9 protein-coding genes are annotated in these 8,375 nt (G+C 68.9%); 2 read left to right on the top strand and 7 right to left on the bottom strand.

The window, feature by feature from the left end:
- Positions 1–33: 33 nt before the first annotated feature.
- The 4 genes from ACFOYY_RS16075 to ACFOYY_RS16060 form a co-directional block, all read right to left on the bottom strand.
- Positions 34–372 carry a hypothetical protein gene (locus ACFOYY_RS16075; protein ID WP_352008617.1) on the bottom strand — a complete coding sequence of 113 codons (339 nt, stop codon included), beginning with the start codon at positions 370–372 and terminating at the stop codon, positions 34–36.
- 75 nt (positions 373–447) lie between these two features.
- Positions 448–783 carry a hypothetical protein gene (locus tag ACFOYY_RS16070; RefSeq protein ID WP_352008616.1) on the bottom strand — a complete coding sequence of 112 codons (336 nt, stop codon included), beginning with the start codon at positions 781–783 and terminating at the stop codon, positions 448–450.
- Between the two features lie 297 nt (positions 784–1,080).
- Positions 1,081–2,403: a carotenoid oxygenase family protein gene (locus ACFOYY_RS16065; protein ID WP_386190177.1), complete on the bottom strand. Its 1,323-nt coding sequence runs from the start codon at positions 2,401–2,403 to the stop codon at positions 1,081–1,083.
- 39 nt (positions 2,404–2,442) lie between these two features.
- On the bottom strand, positions 2,443–3,009 hold the full coding sequence (locus ACFOYY_RS16060; protein ID WP_352008614.1) for a hypothetical protein: 567 nt from the start codon (positions 3,007–3,009) through the stop codon (positions 2,443–2,445).
- A 95-nt stretch (positions 3,010–3,104) separates the two neighbouring features.
- Here ACFOYY_RS16060 and ACFOYY_RS16055 point away from each other — a divergent pair, with 95 nt between their 5' ends.
- Positions 3,105–3,701, top strand: coding sequence for a PadR family transcriptional regulator (locus ACFOYY_RS16055; protein WP_352008613.1), 597 nt, complete (start codon positions 3,105–3,107; stop codon positions 3,699–3,701).
- 151 nt (positions 3,702–3,852) lie between these two features.
- Here ACFOYY_RS16055 and leuA read toward each other — a convergent pair whose 3' ends face one another.
- Positions 3,853–5,565, bottom strand: a complete 1,713-nt coding sequence (gene leuA, locus ACFOYY_RS16050) for a 2-isopropylmalate synthase (protein WP_352008612.1) — start codon at positions 5,563–5,565, stop codon at positions 3,853–3,855.
- A gap of 301 nt (positions 5,566–5,866) precedes the next feature.
- Here leuA and ACFOYY_RS16045 point away from each other — a divergent pair, with 301 nt between their 5' ends.
- Positions 5,867–6,112, top strand: a complete 246-nt coding sequence (locus tag ACFOYY_RS16045) for a DUF2630 family protein (protein WP_352008611.1) — start codon at positions 5,867–5,869, stop codon at positions 6,110–6,112.
- 21 nt (positions 6,113–6,133) lie between these two features.
- On the opposite strand, the gene ACFOYY_RS16040 is transcribed toward ACFOYY_RS16045, so the two are convergent.
- The gene (locus ACFOYY_RS16040) at positions 6,134–7,099 is read right to left on the bottom strand and encodes a hypothetical protein (RefSeq protein WP_362774653.1); all 966 of its coding nucleotides are present in this window, start codon (positions 7,097–7,099) and stop codon (positions 6,134–6,136) included.
- A 17-nt stretch (positions 7,100–7,116) separates the two neighbouring features.
- Positions 7,117–8,277, bottom strand: coding sequence for a transporter substrate-binding domain-containing protein (locus ACFOYY_RS16035; RefSeq protein WP_386190176.1), 1,161 nt, complete (start codon positions 8,275–8,277; stop codon positions 7,117–7,119).
- Positions 8,278–8,375: the final 98 nt, after the last annotated feature.

Here is an 8,375-nt window from a genome sequence, read left to right as displayed (position 1 = left end):
CGGACAGGCGTCCGGGCGGCCCTCACAACGATGTCACTCCTGGATCAGGCAGATCAGGTAGTGGCCGGGCAGACCCTCCTTGGCCCCGACGACCACCTTGGTGGGGTGGCTGTACCGGCAGGCGGCGACCGGGTCACCCGACCCCTTGTAGACGAGCCGCCCATTCCTGTCGGTGGAGTAACACCTGATGGAGCCGTACTCGTAGAAACCCAGTTCTGAGCCGTAGCTGACCTTCGCGGCGCAGTACTCACCGGTGTTCATCGGCCCCTGCCCCTGCTCGACGACGGCGGCCTGCGCGGGGGCGGCCACCGACAACGCCGCCGAGGCGGCCAGCACGGCACCGGAGAGCAAAGTGAGAACACGTCGGGACATAGCTGTCTCCAATCACAAAGGAAATGGCTGGTGTTTCCCGTTCTCCGCTGATCCCGAAGGACCGCCGGAAAGACTTCAGACCTCGACCAGGCAGATCAGGTAGTGGGACGGCAGGCCTTCCTTGACACCGACGATCACCCGGCCCGGGTTGCTCGACCGGCAGGCGTCGTAGGCGTTTCCCGTCCCCAGGTAGGCGAACCGCCCCCCGACGTAGCCGTAGCAGTTGAGGGAGCCGCGTTCGTAGAGACCGACGACGGAGCGGGAGTCGATCCGGGCGATGCAGTACTCACCCGTGGTGATCGGGCTCTCGCCGCGTTCGACGACGGCGGCCTGTGCGGGGGCGGCGACCGTGAGCACCGCCGAGGCGGCCAGCACGGCACCGGAGAGCAAAGTGAGAACACGTCCAGGCATGACTGTCTCCATAGGGAAAAGGCCTTCGGCTTTTCGTTCCCAGCTGTGCCGAGATTCCCGCAGGACCATTTGACCTCAACGGTCCGCCACCGATAGCGGGACTCGCGTCGACGACAGAGCATCTAGACGAAGTATTGGATAGGAAACTTTCCTACGCAATACCATGGGGCCCGCCAAATTCCCGGTTCTGCGAGGTCCTCATAGCCCTCGGCGGTAAACAGCGCCTCACCGGCAAAGCGGGAAGGGACCCGCCCCCGCAGGTCCCTTCCCGGGTCAACCTTGGAAACGCCGTCCGGCTTACAGGTCCGGCAGCCAGGAGCCGTGGAAACCCGCCGGGACGCGGCGGGGAAGCCGGACCGAGGCGACGAACTCCAGATCCGCCGCGTCCAGGACGAGCAGCCGGGAGCCCTCCCCCGAGTGGTCGGTGACGATCGACATCAGCCAGCCGCCGTCCTCGGCCGCCGTGTCCGCCGCGGGCACGAAGATCGCCTCACCGGGGCGCCCCTCGGTGTCCCTGACCAGGGTCGCACCGGTCTCGGTGTCGTACTTCACGACCGCGTCGTCGGAGACGGTGTACAGCAGGCGGCTGTCACGGCCCAGCAGGTCCTCGTTGAACGTGGGGAACTCCACCGCGCGGTCGTCGCGCTGTTCCTCGGTCACCCCGCCGGTCGCCGGGTCGAGCACCCAGCGGTGCAGCACCGCTCCCCCGGTCTCGGCCGCGGGGTTGGCGGCGCCGCCGATCCTGCCCCAGATGGAGGTGAAGGACTCACGCGTGTAGCGGATCGCGTCGAGCACCACCCGCCCCGAGGCGTCCTCACGGGCGTTGCCCACGTGGAAGACGTAGCACGGGTCGACGTCGAACCACGTCACCTTCCCCGCGCGGTCCATCACGCCGATCCTGGCCCCGTAGGAGTCGCTCCACTGGAACGGCAGGCTCTTTCCGACCAGTTCCATGTCGAAGACGACCGGCAGGTCGAGCCAGATCACATGGTTCTCGGTGATCGCGAAGTCGTGGATCATCGTCGGCCCGGGCACCTCGACCTCACGGCTCTCCACCAGTTCCCCGGCCGCCGACAGGCGGTGGTAGGTCAGGTAGGGCGGCATGAAGCCGTACCCGAAGAAGTGCAGCTCACCGGTCACCGGGTCCAGCTTGGGGTGGGCGGTCATCCCCGTGGTCAGCCGCCCGCCGAAGTCGCACGGCCCGACCGTGTCGAGCTCGGGCGTCATCTCGTACGGGAAGCCGCTCTCGACCAGCGCGAGGATCCTGTCCGCGTGCCGGATGACCGAGGTGTTGGCGCTGACGGCGGTCCTGTCGAGGCCGTCCGGGCCGAGGAGCCTGGCACCCTCGGTGAAGGAGCGGGTACGGACCCAGCGGTTGCGGTACCACTCCGCGCGGCCGTCGCGCAGCCTGACACCGTGGATCATGCCCGCCCCGGCGAACCAGTGCCCCGAGTCCTGGCCGGGCAGCGGGTTGGGCCCGTTGCGGAGGTAACGGCCCGTCAGCTCGGGAGGCAGGGTGCCGGTGACCGGCAGGTCGAAGGCACCGATCTCGTCGGGGACCGGGGCGAGGTCACCGCTGAGGTAGGCGGGGGTTCCGGAGATCCCGGGAGTGGTGGTCACGTTCTGCTCCAGATGACTCGGTGGGAATCGCGAGGACGGTCAGGCCGCCTGGCCCCGGAACCGGGCCGCGGCGATCTTGGGATAACGGGCGGTGAAGACCATGGGCACCACGAAGGTGACGATCTTGACGGCGATGACGGCGGTGGTGGCGTGCGGAGCGACGCTCAGCAGTACGGCCAGCAGCACCGCGGCGACGACGAAGGCGGCACCCCACACCGCGGTGATGACCGCGTTGACCCGGTAGAACTGGGGAGTCCGCCAGATCTCCTCAGGGGCCATGCTCCTGGCGATGCCGAGGGTGAAGGGCTTGCGGATGGCCAGCGACCCCCAGGCGGTGAGCGCCAGCCAGGCGTTGACGAGGGCCGGGCCGTACGGGATGAGCGAGGAGGAGGGACCGGCGAAGGAGACGGCCGCGCTCAGGACGAAGAAGATCGCGGCGCTGGTCTCGATCACCATCTGGTCCCAGTCCTTGCCGGAACGGCGGTCCACGACGATGAGCCCGAGCGCGATCACCAGCCCGGCCAGGGCCCCCCAACGCCACTCGTCACCGGTGGCGATCACGGCGTAGACGATCCACGGGAGGAACCCAAGAAAACTGCGGACCATGACTCGCTCTCTTCGCGCTCGACATTCCTGTGCAGACAGGTCAAAGGTAGAACTTCCTGTAATGACATGTCAACACAGGAATGTAGGATCGAGGCATGAGCCTCCGACACGCACTGCTCGGCCTGCTGAGCCAGGGACCCGCGAGCGGCTACGACCTGCTGAAGACCTTCGACATCTCCCTCGCCAACGTGTGGCCCGCCACGCAGAGCCAGGTCTACGCCGAGCTCGGCCGTCTGGCGAGCACAGGCCTGGTCGAGGTGACCTCGGAAGGCCCGCGGGGCCGCAAGGAGTACGCCGTCACCGAGGCGGGGCGCGCCGAGCTGCGGCGCTGGCTGACGGAGACCGACCCCGGCCCCCTGGCCAGGCGCAGCGAGATGCTCCTGCGTGTCTTCTTCCTCGGCGAGGTCTCCCACGAGCAGGCCGGCGCCTACCTGCGACGGCAGGCGGAACTCGGCGAGGAGCGAATCGGCAAACTGGCCCCCCTGCGGGAGATGATCAGCGCGATGGACGACGGCCTGTCGGTGTACGGCAGGCTCGCGCTCGAATGGGGGATGCGTTTCAGTGCCATGCAGCGGGACTGGGCGCTGTGGGCGGAGCAGGAGCTCGAACGGCTGCCCGCCGACAGGGGCTGCGACAGGGACTGTGAACGGAAGCCGGAATCCGGGGCCTGCGAGGAGGCGGACCGGACATGACTCGGCCGCGCCACGGGCGGATCTCGCCGTGGACGCGGCCAGGTTGAGGACACCGGGCGCGACCGCCCGATCGGCGGCCTCCCGGGTGCGCCGCCCGGCGGATCACGCCGGGCGGGCGTCCTTCTTCGAACGGGAAACCCCGGGACAGGTCCTAACGACCGGCGCGGTTGACCGCGGAGATGATGGCCTTCAGGGACGCGGTCGTGGTGTTGGCGTCGATACCGACACCCCACAGGGCCTGTCCATCGACCTCACACTCGATGTAGGAGGCCGCCTTGGCGTCGGTTCCCGCGCTCATCGCGTGCTCGGCGTAGTCCAGGACACGGACCTGGACCCCGATCCCGCTCAGGGCGTCGCAGAAGGCCGAGATGGGGCCGTTGCCGACGCCCTCGACCTCACGGATCTCACCGTCGACGCGCAGGTCGGCACCGATGGCGTCCTTGTCGTCCCCCCTGGAGACCGTACGGTGGGCCAGCAGGCCCAGGCGCCCCCACGGGCTGGCCGGGTTGGGGAGGTACTCGTCGGTGAAGACCTCCCACATCTGGGCCGGGCTCACCTCTCCCCCCATCTCGTCGGTACGGCCCTGCACGACGCGGGAGAACTCGATCTGCAGGCGGCGCGGCAGGTCCAGATGGTGGTCGGCCTTCATGATGTAGGCGACCCCGCCCTTGCCCGACTGGCTGTTGACCCGGATGACCGCCTCGTAGGTCCGGCCGATGTCCTTGGGGTCGATCGGCAGGTACGGCACCGCCCAGGTGAAGTCGTCCACCGGCACGCCCGCGGCGGCGGCGTCGCGCTCCATGTGCTCCAGGCCCTTCTTGATGGCGTCCTGGTGGGAGCCGGAGAAGGCGGTGTAGACCAGCTCGCCGCCCCAGGGGTGGCGCGGGTGGACAGGCAGCTGGTTGCAGTACTCGGTGACCCGGCGGACCTCGTCGATGTCGGAGAAGTCGATCTGCGGGTCGACGCCCTGCGAGAACAGGTTCATGCCCAGCGTGACCAGGCACACGTTGCCGGTGCGCTCGCCGTTGCCGAACAGGCAGCCCTCGATGCGGTCGGCCCCGGCCATGTAGCCCAGCTCGGCGGCGGCCACGGCGGTGCCCCGGTCGTTGTGCGGGTGCAGCGACAGCACGATCGAGTCGCGGTAGGCCAGGTTGCGGTGCATCCACTCGATCTGGTCGGCGTAGACGTTCGGCGTGGCCATCTCCACCGTCGCGGGCAGGTTGACGATGACCTTGCGCTCCGGGGTCGGCTGCCAGACGTCGTTGACGGCGTTGCAGACCTCGACGGCGTACTCCAGCTCGGTCCCGGTGAAGGACTCGGGCGAGTACTGGAAGTAGATCTCGGTGCCCTCCAGCTCGGCGGCGAGCTTCTTGCACAGCTTGGCGCCCTCGACCGCGATCGCGGTGATGCCCTCCCTGTCCTGGCCGAAGACGACCCTGCGCTGCAGCGTCGAGGTCGAGTTGTACAGGTGGACGATGGCCTGCTTGGCGCCGCGCAGCGACTCGAAGGTCCGCTCGATCAGCTCGGCCCTGGCCTGGGTGAGGACCTGGATCACCACGTCGTCGGGGATCCGGCCCTCTTCGATGATCTGCCGGACGAAGTCGAAGTCGGTCTGCGAGGCGGAGGGGAAGCCGACCTCGATCTCCTTGTAGCCCATTCCCACCAGCAGCTCGAACATCTTGAGCTTGCGGTGGGAGTCCATCGGGTCGATCAGCGCCTGGTTGCCGTCACGCAGGTCCACGGCGCACCACTGGGGGGCGCGCTCGATGACCTTCCCCGGCCAGGTGCGGTCGTCCAGTCGTACGGCGTCGAAGGGCTGATAGCGCGCGAAGGGCATGGAACTGGGCTGCTGCTGCGGATACATGAGGCTCCTCGGCTGGAAAGACGATCACGGCCGACACGCATGGCTCGCTCCGCGACGAGGGAGCCGGCCTGTTACAGGCCCTCGTCGCGGCAGCTAAGAAGCAGCCCGCGCAGCATGCCTAGCACGTTAGCAGACGGTTGCGAATACCTGAGACGCGGTCTCACATCGCGGGACGTGTGGGGCGTGAGCGGCGCGTGTGCCGTGCCCGTCCCCTGGGCGGTGCCCGCCGGGAGGCCCGCGGAGGGTCGCGGACTACAGTGGCGTTACCGTGGCGCTGCTGTCGACGACAGGGGGATCGACCATGAAGGACGACGACATCCTCGCCCACATCCACGAGCTGATCGCCGAGGAACACGGCCTGCGGCGGCGGCTGGCCTCCGGCGGCATCTCCTCACACGAGGAGAACAACCGGATCAGGGAGCTTGAGGAGGCCCTCGACCAGGCGTGGGACCTGCTCAGGCAGCGCAGGGCGCACAGGGAGTTCGGCGAGGACCCCGACTCGGCGGCGCCGCGCCCGGTGCGGGAGGTCGAGGAGTACCGCCAGTAGCGCGGACCGGCCCGAGGGTCCTCAGCCGAGTGGCCTTCCCTGGCAGCGGGAGTCGACGGGGAGCATGGGCCGGGACGGGGCGATCCAGGAGGCCATGTTCTGCTCCACGTACCAGCCGTACAGGTTGACCTGGGTCCTGGGCACCTCGCCCGGATCGGGGCACAGCACCCTGGACTTGAGCTCGTCGTTGCGGACGAAGCTCACGGCGCCCTCCCGCCCGAGGACGGTGAACATCCGGTCGTCGCCCGCGACCAGGTAGCCGACGAGCACCCGGGGCTTGCCCTCCTCCTCGATCTGCAGCGCGGTCAGCGGCAGGATCGGCGCCCGCATCACGACCACCCCGATCAGGAACGGCGCGAAGACCGCGATGGCGATGGCGATGCCGTGGGTGAGCGTCCGCGCGGCGATCAGGGGGACGGGCCCGGTGAGCAGCACCGAGACCCCCGGCGGAAGCGTCAGCAGGATCGCGGTCGGCACGTCGTGGATGGTGAAGGCCGTGACGATCGCGGGCCACAGCACCACGTAGGACAGCAGCGCGATCATCAGCGGCAGCGCGTAGCAGAAGGCGGTGCGCAACCCCTCGTGGTGCGGGAACCGGTCGCGGACCGTGAGACCCGCCGCGGCCAGCGCCAGCATTACCAGCGTCGGCAGGAAGCGCAGCTGCCAGGAGAACAGGCCGACCACGACGGCCAGGACGACCACCCAGCTGGGAAGCCGCTGCGCGGTGCGCACCAGCCACGAGGAACGGCGCGCGCTGATCCAGTAGAGGGTGCCCAGCACCCTGCCGCCCAGGATGAGCGCGGGCAGCACCCACACGCTCGTGAGCAGGACGGCGGTCAGCATGCCCAGTGGACTGATGCTCTGCACGAGGAGGAGCAGCGTCTGGGTGTCCTGCCTGCTGGCGTACCACAGCCGCAGCACCAGCAGGACGACGGGGAAGACCGGCAGCAGCGCGAGCAGCCATTCCTGGTTCCTCGGCGTGGCCATGACTCGCCGGGGGCGTTTCACCGGGAGAGACACTCCTGGGCCGCGGCCAGGCCCCGCTCCCACGGCCACCTGCGGATCGGCGGGGGAAGTACACACGGCTGCTCGGACTGGGCCACGTTGACGTCGCGGCTGGCGGCGAGCATCGGTTCGATGTTGTCCTTGTAGGCGTCCTCCCAGCCGTGGTTCTGCGGGTCGGCGTAGGACCGGTAGAGGGCGAGGTTGATCAGGTCGCGCAGCGCGGCGTTCGGGCCCGCGTTGACCGCCCACATCTCGGTCTTCTCCAGCGCGATGTCGTGGTGGACCAGCTCTCCGGCCGACTCCTTGACGAACCCCGCCAGGATGGCCGCGTCGGTCGTCACCGCGTCGTACTCCCCGTTCTTCAGTCCCTCGATGCAGTCGCTGATCCGGTTCTTCGCGGTGACGTCCGCCCTGGTCGCCCGCTCCAGTTCGACCTCCGAGGTCGAGGTGCCGAGCGTGCAGACCTTCTTGCCCCTCAACTGCCCCAGCGAGGTGACCTTCCCCTCGTAGTCGGACCTGGTCACCACGGACTGCTCGGTGTAGAGGTAGGGGGTGGAGAAGCCGACTGAGGGGTCCCTCTGCCGCTCGGGCGTCACGCTGAAGGTGGCGACCACGAGGTCGACCCTGACGAACAGGCCGTCCTTGTCACGGGCCTGCATACGGGCCCTGTCCTCGGTCTCGATGGCCATGAAGGCGACCCTGTCCTTCGGATAGCCCAGATCCGCGGCGATCATGTACGCGATGTCGATGTCGAAGCCCCTGAAGACGCGTGCGCCGCTCCTGTCCTGCAGCGCGATGCCCGGGGTGTCGTCCTTGACGCCGATCCGCAGGGTCTCCTTGCCGAACAGGCCCGCCTTCTCCCGCAGCTCGGCCTCCGTCGGCGGTCCGTTGACCCACAGGACCGAGGCGCCGACCACGACGGCCGCCAGGACCAGCGCGATCCAGGCGGTCAGCCGGAAGCGCCGCACCCTGCGCCCTCTGCCCGTCGAGCCGCCGAGCTCCGGCGGGACGGGCTGGGGAACGTAGCGCTCCGTGGCGGGGGGCGGTTCCTCGAACGGCTCGGGCGTCCCGGGCGGTTCGGGCTCCGCCGGCCGTTCCGGCTCGGGCCGATCGGGCTCGGGCTCGGGTGGCTCCTGCCCCCGCGCGGGTTTCTCGGTCACTGCGCCCTTGACCTCCTCTTTACCCCGAAGGCTACGCCGGGGTTCCCGGATTCAGGAGGACCTTCACCAAGACGAGATCGAACGGAGTACCGGGAAAA

Source organism: Streptosporangium jomthongense (assembly GCF_042650425.1).
Lineage (GTDB): Bacteria > Actinomycetota > Actinomycetes > Streptosporangiales > Streptosporangiaceae > Streptosporangium.
This window is presented reverse-complemented; position numbering and strand designations above follow the sequence as displayed.

What these genes read in the sequence shown, in the direction of transcription:
- ACFOYY_RS16075 (WP_352008617.1), bottom strand. Translation starts at nt 372, where the DNA reads ATGTCCCGACGTGTTCTCACTTTGCTCTCCGGTGCCGTGCTGGCCGCC.
- ACFOYY_RS16070 (WP_352008616.1), bottom strand. Translation starts at nt 783, where the DNA reads ATGCCTGGACGTGTTCTCACTTTGCTCTCCGGTGCCGTGCTGGCCGCC.
- ACFOYY_RS16060 (WP_352008614.1), bottom strand. Translation starts at nt 3,009, where the DNA reads ATGGTCCGCAGTTTTCTTGGGTTCCTCCCGTGGATCGTCTACGCCGTG.
- ACFOYY_RS16055 (WP_352008613.1), top strand. Translation starts at nt 3,105, where the DNA reads ATGAGCCTCCGACACGCACTGCTCGGCCTGCTGAGCCAGGGACCCGCG.
- leuA (WP_352008612.1), bottom strand. Translation starts at nt 5,565, where the DNA reads ATGTATCCGCAGCAGCAGCCCAGTTCCATGCCCTTCGCGCGCTATCAG.
- ACFOYY_RS16045 (WP_352008611.1), top strand. Translation starts at nt 5,867, where the DNA reads ATGAAGGACGACGACATCCTCGCCCACATCCACGAGCTGATCGCCGAG.
- ACFOYY_RS16040 (WP_362774653.1), bottom strand. Translation starts at nt 7,099, where the DNA reads ATGGCCACGCCGAGGAACCAGGAATGGCTGCTCGCGCTGCTGCCGGTC.